This window comes from Microbacterium binotii (assembly GCF_021398715.1).
Classification (GTDB): domain Bacteria; phylum Actinomycetota; class Actinomycetes; order Actinomycetales; family Microbacteriaceae; genus Microbacterium; species Microbacterium binotii_A.
Genome location: NZ_CP090347.1, coordinates 993,262 through 1,009,435 on the forward strand (window position 1 = coordinate 993,262; position 16,174 = coordinate 1,009,435).

The window sequence follows — 16,174 nt, forward strand, 5'->3', positions numbered from 1 at the left end:
GGCCGCGTGTTTCCGCGGCGTAAACAGTTTGCTGCTGCTGTGTCAACTGTGCCGGATCCGTCGCTTCGACGGTGTTTCGGCTGCATACGATGACTGCGTTCTACAGCATCAGGAGACTCGTATGGCCCAGGGCACCGTCAAATGGTTCAACGCCGAGAAGGGGTATGGATTCATCACCTCCGGCGACGGTGAGGACGTCTTCGTCCACTACTCAAACATCGACATGACCGGATTCCGCGTCCTCGAAGAAGGGCAGGCCGTGGAGTTCACGGTCGGCAGCGGACAGAAGGGTCCGCAGGCCGAGTCGGTTCGCATCGTCGCCTGAGACCCCTACTCGCGAGACCCCCGAGCGCCCGCCGGTGCTCGGGGGTCTCCTCGTGTGCGCCGCGCTCTCTCGCGGCACTCGCGGCGGCTTGCACTCCCCGGGGGCGAGTGCCAGAATGGATTAGCACTCGATATCACTGAGTGCTAAAGACACAAGCCAACGTCCGGGAGGGACGAGACACACATGGCAAAGATCATCGCTTTCGATGAGGAGGCCCGTCGTGGCCTCGAGCGCGGCCTGAACACCCTGGCCGACGCCGTCAAGGTCACCCTGGGTCCCCGTGGCCGCAACGTCGTCCTCGAGAAGAAGTGGGGCGCACCCACGATCACGAACGACGGTGTCTCCATCGCCAAGGAGATCGAGCTCGACGACCCGTACGAGAAGATCGGTGCGGAGCTCGTCAAGGAGGTCGCGAAGAAGACCGATGACGTCGCCGGTGACGGAACCACGACGGCCACGGTCCTCGCTCAGGCGCTCGTGCGCGAAGGTCTGCGCAACGTCGCAGCCGGCGCCGACCCGATCTCGCTCAAGAAGGGCATCGAGAAGGCCGTCGCCGCGGTGACCGAGGCGCTGCTGGCTGACGCCAAGGAGATCGAGTCCAAGGAGCAGATCGCCGCCACCGCGTCGATCTCCGCCGCCGACCCCGCGATCGGCGAGCTCATCGCCGAGGCGATCGACAAGGTCGGCAAGGAGGGCGTGGTCACCGTCGAGGAGTCCAACACCTTCGGCACCGAGCTCGAGCTCACCGAGGGTATGCGCTTCGACAAGGGCTACCTGAACCCCTACTTCGTGACCGACCCGGAGCGCCAGGAGGCGGTCTTCGAAGACCCCTACATCCTGATCGCCAACCAGAAGATCTCGAACATCAAGGACCTCCTGCCGATCGTGGACAAGGTGATCCAGGATGGCAAGGAGCTCCTCATCATCGCCGAGGACGTCGAGGGCGAAGCTCTCGCGACCCTGGTGCTGAACAAGATCCGCGGCATCTTCAAGTCGGCCGCCGTCAAGGCTCCCGGCTTCGGCGACCGCCGCAAGGCCCAGCTGCAGGACATCGCGATCCTCACGGGCGGCCAGGTCATCACGGAGGAGGTCGGTCTCAAGCTCGAGAACGCCACCCTCGACCTGCTCGGTCGTGCCCGCAAGGTCATCATCACCAAGGACGAGACCACGATCGTCGAGGGTGCCGGTGACTCCGCTCAGATCGAGGGTCGCGTGACCCAGATCCGTCGCGAGATCGACAACACGGACAGCGACTACGATCGCGAGAAGCTCCAGGAGCGCCTCGCCAAGCTCGCGGGTGGCGTCGCCGTCATCAAGGCGGGCGCGGCCACCGAGGTCGAGCTCAAGGAGCGCAAGCACCGCATCGAGGACGCCGTCCGCAACGCGAAGGCTGCCGTCGAGGAGGGCGTTGTCGCCGGTGGTGGCGTCGCGCTCATCCAGGCCGGTAAGACCGCGTTCCAGGGTCTGACGCTGACGGGCGACGAGGCGACCGGCGCGAACATCGTTCGTGTCGCGATCGAGGCTCCGCTCAAGCAGATCGCCCTCAACGCTGGCCTCGAGCCCGGTGTCGTCGCCAACAAGGTGGCTGACCTGCCCGTCGGTCACGGCCTGAACGCCGCGACCGGTGAGTACGGCGACCTCTTCGCGCAGGGCATCATCGACCCCGCCAAGGTCACCCGTTCGGCGCTGCAGAACGCCGCGTCGATCGCCGGTCTGTTCCTGACCACCGAGGTCGTCGTCGCCGACAAGCCGGAGAAGGCTGCCGCCGCTCCCGCTGACCCGTCGGGCGGCATGGACTTCTGAGTCCAGACCTCACGAACGGATGCCCCGGCCCCGCAAGGGACCGGGGCATCCGCCGTTTCCGGTGGGGGGACCGGAGATCTCAGCGGAACAGCGTCATGTTCGCCTGCTCCGCCTCGGTGTAGTGCTGCGCGGCCACGCCGAGCGCCACATGGATGCTCGCGAGGGCGTCCTCCACGGTGCGCTGGGCGGCCCGCCACTGTTCGATCGTGCCCTGGAACATGCCGGATGCGGCTCCGGTCCACGAGCTCTGGAGCGCGCCCAGCTGCGCGAGCAGCGCGGTGGACTCTCCCTGCAGTCGGTCGATGGTTCCACGGATCGCGATGGTCGCTGACGCCACTTGGTCGCTGTCTACGGCGAAGGTCGCCATGGGGAGCCCCTCTCTGTCGGAGACTCCGACGCTAGAGGCCGCGCGCTCGGCGTCGCCGTGGCTCTCGCAGCGGATGGGGACCACATGCCGACTCTCATCGGGTGGGGAGATCAGGAGCGCGGGAGATCCGGCAGACGCTCCAACGGCTGGGTGTCGATGAGGAGGTGTGCCGAAGCATCCTGGTCGACGGCGAGGGGGAGTGAGACCCGGAAGGTCGCTCCGCCGCCCTCGGAGTCGCGCACTTCGACGGTGCCTTGCAGCGACTCCACGATGGAGGCGACGATCGACAGACCGAGCCCCGATCCGCCCGTCTCCCGGGCGCGGGAGGTGTCGGCGCGCCAGAACCGCTGGAAGATCTGCGTGCGGATCTGCTCCGGAATACCTTCGCCGTGATCGATCACATCGATCCAACCCATGCGGTTCTCGAGGTCCGTGCCCACGCGCAGCTCGATGGGGGAGTCCGGCGCGGAGAAGCGCTGCGCGTTGCCCAGCAGGTTCGCGACGACCTGACGGATGCGGTTCTCCTCGCCCATGACGACCGGCGGCATCATCGGGGTGCGCGGATGGAAGGCCACGGGCAGCGGATGCACCTCTCCGGTGTCGCCGCCGTCGCGCGAGCGTCGTCGCAGGCGCGCAGCCAGGGTGATCGCGGCCGTGGGAACGGCGCCGCGCCGCCGCGGCGGCACATCTGCGGGTGCCTGCGGTGAGGCCGAGACCGGGGGCGTCCGCAGCGGCTCGGGGGCGGCCGCGGTCGTATCGATCACGCTCACGCTGCGCTGCGGGGCCGAGGCGCCGACATCCAGTGCCGCATCGCGGGCGATCGGACGGAGGTCCACGGGTGCGAGCACGAGATCGCGCTTCTCATCGAGGCGCGCGAGGGCCAGAAGATCCTCGACCATGGAGGTCATGCGCATGGCCTCCTTCTCGATGCGCTCCATCGCCTGCGCGGTCGCTTCCGCATCCGGGATCGCGCCCATCCGGTAGAGCTCCGCGTAGCCGCGCACGGTCACGAGGGGCGTGCGCAACTCGTGGCTCGCGTCTCCGATGAACCGGCGCATCTGGCGCACGGTGGCGTCGCGCTGCGAGATCGCCGCATCGACGCGCCCGAGCATCGTGTTGATGGCGCGCTTGAGTCGGCCGACCTCGGTGGTGTCCGGCTCGATGTCGGTCATGCGCTGACTGAAGTCGCCGCCGGCGATCGCATCGGCCGTGCGCTCCACCTGCCCGAGGCTGCGGAAGGTGAGGGTCACGACCCAGCGGATGAGGAAGGCGCTCGCGATCACGATGACCAGCGCCAGGATCGCGTAGATGCCGAGATAGGTGGCGACGATCCGCTCCGTCGGCCCGGTGGGCACAGCTACCAGTTGCACGACGGTCGCATTGGTCCCCTCCACCGGCGTCACGATGACCGTCGCGCGGAAGTGGGAGTTGTTGCTGCCGTCGAGCGTCGTGACGGTGTCCTGGTCGATGTAGGCGCGATCGCAGGGATAGGTGTCGGGAAGCACCGGCGCCGTGGACGCGTCCTGGCCTCCTGCGACCGCGAGCCGAGCACCCTCCGCCGTGCAGGCGTACAGGGCCACCGTGTACGCGGTGCCGCCGGCTTCCTCCCTCGGCGCGAACTCGAGCGTGCCGTCGGCGTCGATCGTGGCCTCCACCAGCGCGCTCGCGATCGCCGACTGAGCCACCTGTTTGAGGTTCTGGTCGAGGTTCGTCAGCAGTGTCGTGCGCAGGAACACCATGGTTCCCAGACCGGCCGCCAGAAGGCCGATGACGAGGACCGCCACCGTCACTCCGGTCACCTTGGCGCGCAGGCTGATCCCGCGCCACCAGCGCGTGACGCTGTCGCTCTCGGTGCCCAGGTCGCGCTCCGGTGTCAGGACTTGGTCTTCAGCATGTAGCCGAAGCCGCGCTTGGTCTGGATGAGGGGCTCGGAGGAGTGCGGGTCGATCTTGCGACGCAGGTACGAGATGTAGCTCTCGACGATGCCCGCGTCGCCGTTGAAGTCGTACTCCCAGACGTGATCGAGGATCTGCGCCTTGGACAGCACCCGGTTCGGGTTGAGCATGAGGTAGCGCAGCAGCTTGAACTCGGTCGGGCTCAGCTCGATCTGCGCGTCACCCACGTAGACGTCGTGGGTGTCCTGGTCCATGGTGATCTCGCCGGCACGGATCACGGACTCCTCGTCCGCCTGCATCGTGCGGCGCAGGATCGCCTGGATACGGGCGACGATCTCATCGAGCGAGAACGGCTTGGTGACGTAGTCGTCGCCACCGGCGTTCAGTCCGGTGATCTTGTCCTCCGTGTCGTCCTTCGCGGTGAGGAACAGGATCGGAGCGGTGTATCCGGCCTCGCGGAGGCGCTTGGTCACGCTGAAGCCGTTCATGTCGGGCAGCATGACATCGAGCACGATGAGATCCGGCTCCTCCTCGAGGACGGCCGAGATCGTCTGTGCCCCGTTGGAGACGGCGCGAACCTGGAAACCGGCGAACTTGAGACTCGTGATGAGCAGGTCGCGGATGTTCGGTTCGTCGTCGACGACGAGGATGCGCGGTGCGGTCATAGGCCCATTATGGTGACCGATTCGGTGGGATGGCTGGATGCGGGCATTCCGGCGGGTCAGCGCGTTGCGGCCAGCAGGTCGTCCGCATCCAGAATCGTGTAGCTGTAGCCCTGTTCGGCGAGGAAGCGCTGACGGTTCTGCGCGAAGTCCTGATCGACGGTGTCGCGGGCGATGAGCGTGTAGAAGCTGGCCGTGTGGCCGTTGCTCTTCGGACGCAGCAGGCGCCCGAGGCGCTGCGCCTCCTCCTGGCGCGACCCGAACGACCCGGAGACCTGGATCGCCACCGAGGCATCCGGCAGGTCGACCGAGAAGTTGGCGACCTTCGAGACCACGAGCAACGGCACCGTGCCCTCGCGGAAGGCCTGATAGAGCTGTTCGCGCTCGTCGACCGGCGTCGCGCCGGTGATTTTCGGGGCGCCGAGCGCATCGGCGATGATGTCGATCTGGTCGAGGTACTGACCGATCACGAGGATCTGCTCGTCGCTGTGCCGCGCGGCGAGCGCACGGACGACATCGATCTTCGCCGGGGCCGTGGCGGCCAGACGGTAACGGTCCTCGTCGACGGCTGCGGCGTATTCGAGTCGTTCGTCGGCGGGCAGGTCGACGCGCACCTCGAAGCAGGCGGCGGGGGAGATGAAGCCCTGGGCCTCGATCTCCTTCCAGGGCGCGTCGAAGCGCTTGGGGCCGATGAGGCTGAAGACGTCACCCTCGCGGCCGTCTTCGCGCACGAGTGTCGCGGTGAGGCCGAGCCGCCGGCGAGCCTGTAGATCGGCGGTCAGCTTGAACACGGGCGCCGGCAGCAGGTGCACCTCGTCGTAGACCACCAGGCCCCAGTCCAGCGCGTCGAGCAGTGCGAGGTGGGCGTACTCGCCCTTCCGCTTCGCCGTGAGGATCTGATAGGTCGCGATCGTGACGGGCTTGACCTCTTTGACCTGGCCCGAGTACTCGCCGATCTCCTCCGGGGTGAGCGTCGTGCGCTTGAGCAGTTCGTCGCGCCACTGCCGCGCGCTGACCGCGTTGGTCACGAGGATGAGCGTCGTGGTCTTGGTGTCGGCCATCGCGGCCGCCCCGACGAGAGTCTTGCCCGCGCCGCAGGGGAGCACGACGACGCCGGAGCCGCCCTCCGTGAAGATGTCCACGGCCTGGCGCTGGTACGGACGCAGCGACCAGTCCGTCTCTTCGAGGTCGATCGGATGCGGGGTGCCGGGGGTGTACCCAGCAAGGTCCTCTGCGGGCCAGCCGATCTTCAACAGTTCCTGCTTGATCTGGCCCCGTGCCCAGGCGTCGATCACGTGGACACCGGGGGAGGGATGCGCGATGAGGAGGGGCTGGATGCGCTTGTTGCGGGAGACCTCGGCGAGCACGGCCGCATCCGTCGAGCGCAGCAGAAGCGCGTCGTCGTCGTCGCCGTACGGCCCGCGCTCGATCACGAGGCGCCCGTAGCGGCCCACGGTCTCTCGGATGTCGGTGGCGACCGACGGCGGTACGGGGAAGCGCGACCAGCGGTCGAGGGTGTCGAGCATGTCCTGCGCGTCGTGGCCGGCGGCGCGGGCGTTCCACAGCCCGAGACGCGTGATGCGGTAGGTGTGGATGTGCTCCGGAGCGCGCTCGAGTTCGGCGAAGACGGCGAGCTCGTGCCGTGCGTTCTCGGACTCGGGGTGGGCGACTTCGAGCAGAACCGTGCGATCGCTCTGGACGATCAGGGGGCCGTCGGACATAACCGTCGAGTTTACCGGCGTGGCGGCGGATGCGGGTCGGCTCGCCGTCAGCGCGGACTCACCGAGACGATGCTCGTCATCGGCAGGGTGCGTTCGACGTCGGCGGCGCGGTCGAGCCCGCGAAGACGCCCGCCGCCGAGGCCTGTCGCCTCGAGCGCGAAGACTTTCGTCGAACCGTCGGGCAGCCTCACGGTGACGTCGATCGCCGCGCGGGCACGCACGGCCTGTTCGAGCTCGCGTTCGAGCCAGGCGGCGTCCGCGTCTCCGGATTGCGCACCGCGCAGCGCCGCGATGAGTGCCCCGTACTGTTCGCTTGGGGGCGGCTCGGTCACGGCCTGCCGCGTCGCTCGTCGCACCACCCGCTCGAGCTGATCGTTCTCGTCGACGGCGACCACGGGGTAGCGCGCATCGACCAGGGACCAGTAGACGGCATCCCGCCCGGCGCGTGAGACGAGGGCGCCCTCGTGCTCGACCAGACCGACGGGGCGCAGCGACTGGTCGACGGCGATGGTGGCGAGCAGCTGCGGGGACGCGCTGCGCACCACTGTGCGGCCTGTGGCCGTATCCGTGCCCACGCGGATCGCGCCATGGCGTGCGGCGGTCGTATCGATGAGATACGCCAGCGGCTGAGGGATGCCGGTGAGCGAGATTCCGCTCAGGAAGGCGTGCACGGACTCAGCGCTCTCGCCGCCGCTCATCGCGGCCGTCAACGACTCGGCTGTGAAGCGATAGGTCGAGGCCTGCGCCCTGGTCTCGCGTGCCGCCATCCGCCGCAGCCGCTGCTCGAGCCGCGGCGCGAGCGGACCGGGCGAGATCGCGGAGAGGTCGGCCTGCAGGTAGATCTTGTCAACTTCCGGAGGCAGCGCCTCCGCCAGCGAGCGGGTGTCGACGGTGCCGGTGCTCGACAGCTGCGCCGTCCAGGGCAGCAGACCGTCCTCGGCGAGGACGCCCCACAGCACCCCCCTGCGCACCAGTGCCGCAGCCTGTTCCGGCCACTCGGGATCGAGGCGGTAGACGCCCTGCCACGCCGGGGGTGGGAGGAAGCCGCCCTCTGGCGTGCGAAGAGCCTCCGGAAGAGCGCGTACGTACGCCGTCGCGACCTGTCCCCACCGTTCGCTCGTGCCCGCGTCGAGCCACTCGGGTGCCGCATCCGTCACCTGCCAGCTGCGATCCTCGTCGCTGAGCAACCCCGCGTCGGCCCCGAGGAGGATCAGATCCTCGAGCTGCTCCGCCGAGGCGACTGCGCCGTCGTCGACGAGCCGGCGGCGTTCGGTCGCGCTGACCGCGCCGGCGCCCGTGCGCGACAGGGGAGCGGACGCGGCCGCGAGCAGGATGTCGGCGAGCGAGGCGACCTGCTCGAAAGCGCGCTCCGCCGCCGCCGCGACGCTCTGCGGATCTGCGGGGGCGAGCGGGCTCACCTCCGGCGACGCGAACGCCTCGGACCCGGCGCGTTCGGCCAGTCGTGACCGCACCGCCTGGAACGGCATGCCGTCGGCATCGAGCAGGGCGCGGGATGCGAGCGCCGCCCGCAGGGGCGGGGTGACAGGCTCCGACTTCGCCGAGGCGAGGGCGGCGAGTTCCGGTGCGGCCAGTCGTATCAGGGCGCGATCGACGCTGGCGTCGCTGAGAAGAGTCGCCGCGACGTCGAAGAAGTCCTGCGCGGGAGTCGATGGCGCGAGTCTGCGGGCGGCGAAGAGCTGGGCCAACTCCTCATCGCCGGACGCGGCAAGCAGCGACGCCAGCGCGCGTTCGTCCGAGGGGCCCGCCACCGTCACCCGGCTCGGTTCGCCCGAGCCCTTCTGATGAAGGCGCGGATGATGACGGTGAGCATGAGCACGAACGCCAGCGGGGGAGCGATGTAGACGACGGCGCTCACGGCCGGCCAGATGCCCGTGCCGTAGTCCTCGTGGGTGAGGCCCATCGCCGTGCTGATCATGATCGACAGGAACGACAGCACCGACAGCGCGAGCAGCCCCAGCGCCATGAACGCGAGGATGCGGTCGAGGCGGCTGACCGGGAGGTCGCTGTCGGGCGTGGGCTTGCTCATCCGCATCAGCCTATCGCCTCGGCGGGGGTGTCGTAGGCTGGAACCAGGGGATCTTCCGATCCGCGTTCCGTCGCGCCCGCGAACGATTTCCGGGTGCAGAGCAGCAGCGAGGTGTCCATGCCCACCGGCAAGGTCAGGTTCTACGACGAGGAGAAGGGGTTCGGCTTCATCTCCTCGGATGACGGTCAGGACGTCTTTCTTCACGCCACGGCTCTCCCGCAGGGCACGACCTCGGTCAAGCCCGGCACGCGGCTGGAGTTCGGTGTGGCCGACGGAAAGCGCGGACTGCAGGCGCTGTCGGTGAGGGTGCTCGACGCCCCCGTCAGTCTCGCGAAGCGCGCGCGCAAGCCCGCCGACGACATGGCGATCATCCTCGAAGACCTCGTGAAGCTGCTCGACGGGATCGGCGGCGACCTGCGCCGCGGGCGGTACCCCTCGTCGTCGCACTCGAAGAAGATCGCCGCCGTGCTGCGCAAGGTAGCCGATGACCTCGACGCCTGAGTCCGGCGCGGAGTCGGTCTCCGATGAGGCCGTCGATGCGGAGCTCGTCGCGCAGTCCGATGAGACCGTGGTGACGGAGGTGGCGGCGGAGGAAGCCGCCATCCTCGACGCCAACGCTGTCGAGGTCGAACCTCGAGAGCCCGATGCCGAGCTTCTGGCCGCTCACGAGCTGGCGCTGTCCGCGCTTCACGAGATCACCAAGCCGCAGACCGTGGGGCCGGCGGCCGGATACACACTCGAGCCCGACGGTGTCGTCTCGCTCCGCTTCGAGAATCGCCTGGCGGGATACCCGGGCTGGTACTGGACGGTCTCGGTGGCCCGTGTCCAGGGCGCCGAGCCCACGGTCCTCGAGGTCGAGCTGCTTCCCGGCGACGGTGCCCTCCTCGCGCCGGAGTGGGTGCCGTGGGCCACACGGCTCGCGGAATACCACGCCCAGCAGGCCGCGGCGGCGGAGGCTGCCGCGGAGGCCGAGAGCGATGAGGACGCCGCCGAGGACGACGACTCCGATGAGGATGCGGACGACCTCGACGATGCCGACGACGATGAGGACGACGAGTCGGAGGACGGCGAGTCGATCCTCCACGCGGGCGACGTCGACGGCGTCGACATCGACGAGCTCGACGACGACTACGACGAGTCGGAGGATGACGAGTCCGATGAAGACGAGTCCGACGAAGACGAGTCCGACGCCGAGTCCGACGACGCCGAGTCCGACGATGAGGACGACCCCGACGAGGACTGAGTCCGCCACGGACTACGCCCACTGAGCATCCGTTCGCCGGGTGAGCATCACATCGAATGCTCACCCGGCGAACGTGTACTCACCCGGTGGGGGCGCGAAGCCCCGTCCGGATCAGAGGTGCTCGAGCGTGTAGTCGATGCTGCGCGTCAGCTGGCGCACGTCGTCGGGATCGATCGAGGTGAACGTCGCCACCCGCAGCTGGTTGCGGCCGAGCTTGCGGTACGGCTCCGTGTCGACGATGCCGTTCGCGCGGAGGCTCGCGGCGACGGCCGCCGCATCCACGCTCTCGTCGAAGTCGATCGTGACGACCACGGGGGAGCGGTCTGCGACGTCGGTGACGAAGGGCGTCGCGACGCTCGACGCCTCGGCCCAGTCGTAGAGGACCTGGGAGGACTCGGCGGTGCGCGCCGCCGCCCAGCTCAGGCCGCCGCTGGCGTTGATCCAGCGCACCTGCTCGTCGAGGAGCACCAGCGTCGAGAGTGCCGGGGTGTTGAGAGTCTGCTGCAGGCGGGAGTTGTCGAGCGCATTCTTCAGGCTCAGGAACTCCGGGATGTAGCGACCGGATGCGGCGATGCGCTCGATGCGCTCGATCGCCGCGGGCGAGACGGCCGCGAAGAACAGGCCGCCGTCGGAGCCGAGATTCTTCTGCGGGGCGAAGTAATAGACATCGGTCTCGGCGACGTCGAAGTCGATGCCGCCCGCCGCGCTCGTCGCGTCGATCACCGTCAGCGCACCGGCATCCCCGGCGACGCGGGCGATCCGGGTGGCGACACCCGTCGAGGTCTCGTTGTGCGGCCACGCATACACGTCGACGCCCTCCACGGCCTCGGGGGAGGTGCTCGTGCCGGGCTCGGCCTTGCGGACGTCGGGTGCCTGCAGCCACGGCGCGGCCGCAGCAGCGGCGAACTTGCCGCCGAACTCGCCGAACACCAGGTTCTGCGCGCGGTTCTCGATGAGCCCGAAGGCAGCCGCATCCCAGAAGGCGGTCGATCCGCCGTTGCCGACGACGATCTCGTATCCCACGGGCAGGCGCAGCAGCGCCGCGAGGCCCTCCCGCACACTCGCGACGAGGTTCTTCACCGGAGCCTGGCGGTGCGAGGTGCCCAGCAGCGACGAACCGCGCTCGGCCAGAGCAGCGACCTGCTCCGGGCGGATCTTGGAGGGGCCGCATCCGAAGCGGCCGTCGGCGGGCAGGATCTCGCGAGGGAGCACGACGTGGGACATGGCTCGATTCTAGGGGCGTGCTCGCCGTCGACCGCCGTGACCATCGTCACGTTGGATAGGCTCTCCTCGGGCCCCTATGACTTCGAGGACACGTTCATGACCGACCTGATCGACACGACAGAGATGTACCTGCGCACCATCCTCGAGCTCGAGGAGGAGAACATCGTTCCGCTGCGTGCACGCATCAGCGAACGACTCGGTCACTCCGGCCCGACCGTCTCGCAGACCGTCGGCCGGATGGAGCGCGACGGCCTCGTCATCGTCTCCGACGACCGCTCGCTGGAGCTGACGGGCGCCGGTCGGCAGAAGGCCGTCGACGTCATGCGCAAGCACCGCCTCGCGGAGCGTCTGCTCAGCGACGTGATCGGACTCGATTGGGCCTACGTCCACGAAGAGGCCTGCCGCTGGGAGCACGTCATGAGCGAGCAGGTCGAGCGTCGGCTCGTCGAGCTGCTCGGACACCCCACCGAGTCGCCCTACGGCAACCCCATCCCGGGTCTGGACCAGCTGGGCGATCTGCCCAGCTCCACGTTCGAGGAGGGCGTCGTCGGCCTCGTCCGCAAGCTCGACGCCGAGGGCGGTCCGATCACCGGCACCGTGCGTCGCCTCGCCGAGCCCGCCCAGGTCGACCCCGAACTCCTGCAGCAGCTGCGGGCCGCCGGTGTCGTCCCCGGCGCCGCCGGATCGTTCCAATACAACGAGGGCTACGTCCTCGTGCAGATGGACGGTTCGGAGGAGGGGCTGGAGCTTCCTGTCGAGGTCGCAGGCCACATCTTCCTCGTCGCCGACGCTCGCTGAGAGCTGTACTCCACAGCCCGTCGGGGTATTGATCCGGCCCACGCCGGCGTGACTTATTCGTTACCTTCGGGTAGCCTCGGACAGTCCGCAGGTGAGAAGCCCACCGATGGATCCCGCACGGATTGCCTCTCCGGCTCGTCGTCCGTGTGGTGCAACCCGCATATCGTGCCCCGACATCGAGTGCCGACGAGCCAGCGCCATGAGCGCGGAGGCGCCGGAGGATGATTTGGCTGAACAGAACGACGATTCGTCGGCAGGCGCGCCCGAGGCCGCCGCGAATCCCGTGACCAGTCGCCGCAGCATGCGCGAACTGGCTCGCACCGCCCAGGGTCAGGTGACCCGCACCAAGACCGCTGTCGTACGCGCCGCACGTCCGGCCCGCACCGGCCGCAGCTTCCGCAAGCCCCTGCGCAGCGTCGTGATCCTCAGCATGGTCGGCGGTCTCGTCGCGACCGTCGCCCTTCCCGCCTACGCAGCCTTCAACGGCGGTACGGATGCGGCCACCATCGAGCAGGTCGCGGCAGAGAACCCGCAGTCGCTCGTCGTCGCCTCCACGGTCACCTCGGCAGGCCTCGACCGCGGCAGCTACGCGGCGACCACGCCCGAAGAGGTCGAGAAGAAGAAGGCCGCCGAAGCCGCCGCTGCGCGCATCGCCGCCGCCGGTTCCGCCGCCTCGTTCTCCGCCGCCAACATCGACCTGAACATGGTCGCCCCCGGCAGTGGTGCCGTGCGCTGGCCGCTCGACATGTCGCAGATCCGCGTCGGTCGCGGATTCGGTGCCGACGGCTACCACCAGGGCGTCGACCTGCTCGGCGCGGCCGGTACCCCCGAGTTCGCCGCCGCGGCGGGAACCGTCCGCGTCGCCGGCTGGTACTACGGCTACGGCTACGCGGTCGTGCTCGACAGCGTGATCAACGGCCAGAGCGTCACCACTCTGTACGGCCACATGACCCAGACCCTGGTGAACCCGGGCGACTACGTCGAGGCCGGCCAGATCATCGGCCTGATGGGAAGCACCGGCTCCTCCACCGCCAACCACCTCCACTTCGAGGTACGCATCGGCGGCGGCCTGGTCGACCCCTACGCCTGGCTGCAGGCCAACGCGGGCTGACCCCGACACGATTCCGAGAGTTCATCAAGCACGCGTCCCGGGCGCGTCGCGGTGGGCTACCCTGAGGGCACGACGCTGAGAGAAGCGGAGGGCGCCGATGGGCAGTTCACCACGCATCCGAACCATGGATGCGCTCGGTCTGCTCGTCCTTCGGCATCACGTGACCGACACTCACGGGTTTCCCGTGTGTCCAAGGCGCTGTCCATGAGGCAGCGCCTTTTTTCATGCCTCCGCACCCCCGATGCGTCCATCGAATCGAATATCCGCGAAGCCGTCCGGGCCATTCGAGAGGACTGGGAATGCGCACACTGGTGCTGAACGCCGGCTACGAGCCACTGGCGGTCGTCTCCTTCAAGCGAGCGCTCGTGCTCGTCATGAACGAGAAGGCGACCATCGTCGAACGCGTCGAGGACGTGCCCATCTGGGGCACGACGCAGATCTATGACCGGCCCGCGGTCATCATCCTCACCCGCTACGTGCGCATACCGAATGTGCGCAACGTGCCGGTCACCCGCCGGGGCGTGCTGCGCCGCGACGGGCACCGTTGCGCATACTGCGGGAAGGCCGCATCCACCATCGACCACGTGCTGCCGCGTTCGCGCGGCGGGCGCGACACCTGGCAGAACCTGGTGGCGTGCTGCCTGCGCTGCAACAACGTCAAGGGGGACCGCACGCCGCAGGAGATGTCGTGGACGCTGCGCCTCGTGCCGGACGTGCCGCACGGTTCGGGCTGGAGTGTGCGCGGAACGGAGCGGGCCGATCCGCGGTGGGAGCCGTACCTGGCGCTCGCCGCCTGAGCCCCCTACCGCTCGAGCCGCTCGCTCCAGTGCTGCAGGATGCGGGCGAGCTGCTCCGCATCCGGCGCATCCAGCATCGCGACCAGGCGATGCTCGTTGGCGATGTGGGCGGTGAAGGCGTCGTCGATCAGCTCGCGTCCGGCCTCGGTCAGCGCGACCAGGCGGCGCCTGCCGTCGGCGTCGGATCCGGAGCGTGTGACGAGGCCGCGTTCGACGAGGCGGTCGACGCGCTTGGTGAGCCCGCCCGAGGTGACCATCGTGTGTTCTGCCAGTTCGCCGGCCGGTCTGCTGTAGGGCGCGCCCGCCCGCCGGAGTGAGGCGAGCAGGTCGAACTCCGCCTCGGTGAGCCCGAAGCGGGCGTACACCGCGGTGAGCTCGCGGGTGAGAGCCATGCCCACGCGGTGGATGCGGCCGATGACGCCCTGGGGGGAGGGGTCGAGATCGGGACGCTCTCGACGCCAGTCGTCCTGGATGCGGCTGACGCGATCCTCGGTTCCGCTCATGCGACCACGATATCTTCCACGGAAGGTAGTATTTCCTTCCATGGAAGATAAATGGCGGCGATGGATCCTCATCACCGCGATCGCGCCGGTCGCGTGGGGCAGCACCTATGTCGTGACGCGGCACCTGCTGCCGCCCGATGTGCCGCTGTGGGGTGCTGTCATCCGATGCCTGCCCGCCGGGCTGCTCGTGCTGCTGTTCGCCCGCCGCCTTCCGCGCGGCTCGTGGTGGTGGCGGTCGCTGCTGCTGGGAGTGCTGAACGTCGGCGGCTTCAGCGTGCTGATCTACATCGTCGGCCAGCGGCTTCCCTCGAGCCTGGCGGCGACCCTCATGTCCACCTCGGCGGCGTGCATCATGCTCTTCGCCTGGGCATTGCTGGGGCAGCGGCCGCGCGTCGCCGCCGCGCTGGGGGCGGCTGTCGGGATCGCTGGTGTCGTGCTCATGCTCGGCGTCGGCGCGGGGTCGGTCGACCCGTGGGGCATCGCCGCCTCGCTGGGCGCCATGGTCGCCTCCTCCTTCGGGTTCGTCCTCACCTCGCGCTGGGGGCAGGAGGTGCCGGCGCTCGCCATGACGTCATGGCAGCTCTTGGCGGGCTCCGTCGTTCTCGTGCCCGTCGCGCTGGTCGTGGAGGGCCCGCCCCCGCAGCTGAGCCCCGAGGGGGTCATCGGATTCGCCTACGTCATGCTCATCGGTACGGCGGTGGCCTACGCGGCCTGGTTCGCCGGTCTGCAGCGGCTGCCCGCCGCCGCGGTCGGTCTCGTCGGGCTGCTGAACCCGGTCACGGGCGTCGTGCTGGGGGTCGTGCTGGCGGGGGAGCCGTTCGGTCCCGCGCAGGTGGTCGGGCTCGCTCTCGTGCTCGGCGGGGTTGTGTGGGGCGTGCTGCCGCATCGTCGCCGCGCGACGCGGCAGGAATCGGTCCCCGGTCGGCAGTCGGGTGAGGCGCCGGAGCCGGTGTCGCGTGGTGGGATGAAGGCATGACGCGCGCGCTCGTGGTGATCGACATGCAGAAGGGGTTCGACGACCTGGAGTTCTGGGGGCCGACGGCGAATCCGCAGTGCGAGCGGAACGTCGCCGCGCTGGTGCAGTATGCAGAGGTCGAGGGCATCCCGGTCGTCGTGGTCCGTCACGACTCGCGCAGTGAGACGTCTGTGCTGCATCCGTCCGCCGCGGGCAACGCGCTCGTCGATGTCGTCGACCGCGCCCCGGCCGCGCTGCTGGTCACCAAGGACGTGAACTCCGCGTTCTACGGCGACCCCGACCTTCACGCCTGGTTGCAGGAGCGGGGGATAGGGGAGCTGCTGATCTGCGGTATCCAGAGCAACATGTGCGTCGAGACCACGGCGCGGATGGCGGGCAATCTCGGGTACGACACCACGGTGGTGTGGGACGCGACCCGCACCTTCGATCTCGATGCCGAGATCAGCGGTATGGGGCGTGTGACGCGAACGGCGGCGGAGATCATGGCCACCTCTGCGCTGGTCCTGCAGGAAGGCGGGTTCGCCCGCATCCGGACGACGGCCGAGATCGTCGAATCCGAGCGACGTGCGCACGATCGATCGCTGACCTGATGTCGCAGGCGGCACGTACGGTGCCGCCTGTCCCACCCCTCGTGCAGACGTCGCGGGTCGGCTCGCGAAGAGGATGTCCGAACTCGTTCGTATCTTCGAATCTGACATTGAA

At 68.9% G+C, this 16,174-nt stretch carries 17 protein-coding genes; 9 read left to right on the top strand and 8 right to left on the bottom strand.

Annotated features, from left to right (window positions below; all coding sequences use genetic code 11):
• The first annotated feature begins 121 nt into the window (after window positions 1-121).
• Both LXM64_RS05035 and groL read left to right on the top strand, forming a co-directional pair.
• Window positions 122-325, top strand: a complete 204-nt coding sequence (locus LXM64_RS05035) for a cold-shock protein (protein ID WP_137417657.1) — start codon at window positions 122-124, stop codon at window positions 323-325.
• A gap of 183 nt (window positions 326-508) precedes the next feature.
• Window positions 509-2,128, top strand: coding sequence for a chaperonin GroEL (gene groL / locus LXM64_RS05040; RefSeq protein WP_234074893.1), 1,620 nt, complete (start codon window positions 509-511; stop codon window positions 2,126-2,128).
• 79 nt (window positions 2,129-2,207) lie between these two features.
• Here groL and LXM64_RS05045 read toward each other — a convergent pair whose 3' ends face one another.
• The 6 genes from LXM64_RS05045 to LXM64_RS05070 form a co-directional block, all read right to left on the bottom strand.
• A complete protein-coding gene (locus tag LXM64_RS05045) occupies window positions 2,208-2,495 on the bottom strand; it encodes a WXG100 family type VII secretion target (RefSeq protein ID WP_137417655.1) in 288 nt (95 codons plus the stop codon).
• Window positions 2,496-2,605: 110 nt separating this feature from the next.
• Window positions 2,606-4,285, bottom strand: coding sequence for a sensor histidine kinase (locus LXM64_RS05050; RefSeq protein ID WP_234074894.1), 1,680 nt, complete (start codon window positions 4,283-4,285; stop codon window positions 2,606-2,608).
• Between the two features lie 83 nt (window positions 4,286-4,368).
• Entirely contained in the window at window positions 4,369-5,055 is a 687-nt protein-coding gene (locus LXM64_RS05055; protein ID WP_137417653.1) for a response regulator transcription factor, read from the bottom strand.
• A gap of 56 nt (window positions 5,056-5,111) precedes the next feature.
• The gene (locus tag LXM64_RS05060; RefSeq protein WP_234074895.1) at window positions 5,112-6,773 is read right to left on the bottom strand and encodes a DNA repair helicase XPB; all 1,662 of its coding nucleotides are present in this window, start codon (window positions 6,771-6,773) and stop codon (window positions 5,112-5,114) included.
• A gap of 47 nt (window positions 6,774-6,820) precedes the next feature.
• Complete coding sequence (locus LXM64_RS05065; RefSeq protein WP_234074896.1) at window positions 6,821-8,542, bottom strand: helicase-associated domain-containing protein; 1,722 nt, start codon at window positions 8,540-8,542, stop codon at window positions 6,821-6,823.
• A gap of 2 nt (window positions 8,543-8,544) precedes the next feature.
• A complete protein-coding gene (locus tag LXM64_RS05070) occupies window positions 8,545-8,820 on the bottom strand; it encodes a multidrug ABC transporter ATPase (RefSeq protein WP_137417650.1) in 276 nt (91 codons plus the stop codon).
• 117 nt (window positions 8,821-8,937) lie between these two features.
• Between LXM64_RS05070 and LXM64_RS05075 the strand changes: the two genes are divergently transcribed.
• Together LXM64_RS05075 and LXM64_RS05080 are read left to right on the top strand one after the other, a co-directional pair.
• Complete coding sequence (locus tag LXM64_RS05075; protein ID WP_137419171.1) at window positions 8,938-9,321, top strand: cold-shock protein; 384 nt, start codon at window positions 8,938-8,940, stop codon at window positions 9,319-9,321.
• Window positions 9,305-10,063, top strand: coding sequence for a DUF3027 domain-containing protein (locus LXM64_RS05080; protein ID WP_326490540.1), 759 nt, complete (start codon window positions 9,305-9,307; stop codon window positions 10,061-10,063). Before LXM64_RS05075 ends, LXM64_RS05080 begins: the two co-directional genes overlap by 17 nt.
• Before the next feature lie 111 nt (window positions 10,064-10,174).
• Here the strand turns inward: LXM64_RS05080 and serC are convergent, their stop codons facing one another.
• Complete coding sequence (gene serC, locus LXM64_RS05085; protein ID WP_234074897.1) at window positions 10,175-11,287, bottom strand: phosphoserine transaminase; 1,113 nt, start codon at window positions 11,285-11,287, stop codon at window positions 10,175-10,177.
• Between the two features lie 96 nt (window positions 11,288-11,383).
• Between serC and LXM64_RS05090 the strand changes: the two genes are divergently transcribed.
• The 3 genes from LXM64_RS05090 to LXM64_RS05100 all read left to right on the top strand — a co-directional run bounded on the left by LXM64_RS05090 (window position 11,384) and on the right by LXM64_RS05100 (window position 13,993).
• A complete protein-coding gene (locus LXM64_RS05090) occupies window positions 11,384-12,085 on the top strand; it encodes a metal-dependent transcriptional regulator (RefSeq protein ID WP_137417647.1) in 702 nt (233 codons plus the stop codon).
• A 226-nt stretch (window positions 12,086-12,311) separates the two neighbouring features.
• Complete coding sequence (locus LXM64_RS16095; RefSeq protein WP_272949067.1) at window positions 12,312-13,196, top strand: M23 family metallopeptidase; 885 nt, start codon at window positions 12,312-12,314, stop codon at window positions 13,194-13,196.
• Between the two features lie 299 nt (window positions 13,197-13,495).
• A complete protein-coding gene (locus tag LXM64_RS05100; protein ID WP_137417646.1) occupies window positions 13,496-13,993 on the top strand; it encodes an HNH endonuclease in 498 nt (165 codons plus the stop codon).
• A gap of 5 nt (window positions 13,994-13,998) precedes the next feature.
• Here the strand turns inward: LXM64_RS05100 and LXM64_RS05105 are convergent, their stop codons facing one another.
• Window positions 13,999-14,496, bottom strand: a complete 498-nt coding sequence (locus LXM64_RS05105; protein ID WP_234074898.1) for a MarR family winged helix-turn-helix transcriptional regulator — start codon at window positions 14,494-14,496, stop codon at window positions 13,999-14,001.
• Between the two features lie 40 nt (window positions 14,497-14,536).
• Between LXM64_RS05105 and LXM64_RS05110 the strand changes: the two genes are divergently transcribed.
• A complete protein-coding gene (locus LXM64_RS05110) occupies window positions 14,537-15,472 on the top strand; it encodes a DMT family transporter (RefSeq protein WP_234074899.1) in 936 nt (311 codons plus the stop codon).
• Window positions 15,469-16,062 (top strand): cysteine hydrolase family protein, encoded by a 594-nt coding sequence (locus LXM64_RS05115; RefSeq protein WP_234074900.1) that lies wholly within the window; start codon window positions 15,469-15,471, stop codon window positions 16,060-16,062. The genes LXM64_RS05110 and LXM64_RS05115 overlap by 4 nt, the downstream gene beginning before the upstream one ends.
• The last annotated feature ends 112 nt before the right edge of the window (window positions 16,063-16,174 follow it).

Excerpts from the sequence above, each read along its gene's own strand:
- LXM64_RS05075 (WP_137419171.1), top strand. The coding sequence starts at position 8,938 with ATGCCCACCGGCAAGGTCAGGTTCTACGACGAGGAGAAGGGGTTCGGC.
- LXM64_RS05110 (WP_234074899.1), top strand. The coding sequence starts at position 14,537 with ATGGAAGATAAATGGCGGCGATGGATCCTCATCACCGCGATCGCGCCG.
- LXM64_RS05045 (WP_137417655.1), bottom strand. The coding sequence starts at position 2,495 with ATGGCGACCTTCGCCGTAGACAGCGACCAAGTGGCGTCAGCGACCATC.
- LXM64_RS05100 (WP_137417646.1), top strand. The coding sequence starts at position 13,496 with ATGCGCACACTGGTGCTGAACGCCGGCTACGAGCCACTGGCGGTCGTC.
- LXM64_RS05115 (WP_234074900.1), top strand. The coding sequence starts at position 15,469 with ATGACGCGCGCGCTCGTGGTGATCGACATGCAGAAGGGGTTCGACGAC.
- LXM64_RS05060 (WP_234074895.1), bottom strand. The coding sequence starts at position 6,773 with ATGTCCGACGGCCCCCTGATCGTCCAGAGCGATCGCACGGTTCTGCTC.
- LXM64_RS05090 (WP_137417647.1), top strand. The coding sequence starts at position 11,384 with ATGACCGACCTGATCGACACGACAGAGATGTACCTGCGCACCATCCTC.
- LXM64_RS05080 (WP_326490540.1), top strand. The coding sequence starts at position 9,305 with ATGACCTCGACGCCTGAGTCCGGCGCGGAGTCGGTCTCCGATGAGGCC.
- LXM64_RS05070 (WP_137417650.1), bottom strand. The coding sequence starts at position 8,820 with ATGAGCAAGCCCACGCCCGACAGCGACCTCCCGGTCAGCCGCCTCGAC.
- LXM64_RS05105 (WP_234074898.1), bottom strand. The coding sequence starts at position 14,496 with ATGAGCGGAACCGAGGATCGCGTCAGCCGCATCCAGGACGACTGGCGT.
- groL (WP_234074893.1), top strand. The coding sequence starts at position 509 with ATGGCAAAGATCATCGCTTTCGATGAGGAGGCCCGTCGTGGCCTCGAG.
- serC (WP_234074897.1), bottom strand. The coding sequence starts at position 11,287 with ATGTCCCACGTCGTGCTCCCTCGCGAGATCCTGCCCGCCGACGGCCGC.
- LXM64_RS05055 (WP_137417653.1), bottom strand. The coding sequence starts at position 5,055 with ATGACCGCACCGCGCATCCTCGTCGTCGACGACGAACCGAACATCCGC.
- LXM64_RS05035 (WP_137417657.1), top strand. The coding sequence starts at position 122 with ATGGCCCAGGGCACCGTCAAATGGTTCAACGCCGAGAAGGGGTATGGA.